We start from the raw sequence: 593 nt of genomic DNA, 5'->3' as shown, positions 1-593 counted from the left end.
TCTGCCTGTTCCAAAAAATCCAGTAAGGTTAATTCTCCGATCCCTTTACATTTTGGATTGGTATTTTGATTTTTCATTGCACTTTTTGCCTGTTGGTACAACTGCTTTCTATCCGGTGCAACCTCTGACAAATATTCTGCCCTTAACTGCAATACCTGCCTTGAAATAGAGTCTTGTTCTGTTTTATCAGTAGCATTGGCAGCCTTTTGTGCCAGTTTCCTAATCTCACTCACAAATTCAGTCTGCGTTTTTGTACTTTTTACTTTCGATGGAATATAAGACCAGTTTGGTTCTCCATTACTACCAGAAGTAATTAGCTGTTCCTTTCCAACTGTTCCTATATTTGAAAAAGAGATTCCCATAAATCCACCTCCAACAGCTTGAAGTTTTAATAAAAAATTTTATTCAACCACTTCTTAAAGCGGTTCATACTTTCTGTCATCCATTGGTCACACTCTAGCTTCAAACATACTTTGGCTAACACCTTTCATCCACATATTCTGTGCTGCTCCATATCCTTTTTCCTGCCCTATATCATACAATCCACTGCTGTCAAAGCCTATTTTCAACACTAAATCATTTTCTTTCTTCCA

At 37.3% G+C, this 593-nt stretch carries 1 pseudogene; it reads right to left on the bottom strand.

Features of this window, described 5'->3' with window-relative positions:
* A pseudogene (locus H8S17_RS16350) lies at positions 1 to 362 on the bottom strand (hypothetical protein); the annotation flags it as partial.
* Positions 363 to 593: the final 231 nt, after the last annotated feature.

Origin of the sequence: Roseburia zhanii, assembly GCF_014287635.1 — a bacterium.
In the GTDB taxonomy this organism is placed as follows: Bacteria; Bacillota; Clostridia; order Lachnospirales; family Lachnospiraceae; genus Roseburia_B; species Roseburia_B zhanii.
Note: the sequence above shows the minus strand (reverse complement) of the source record. Positions and strands in the feature narration are given on the sequence as shown.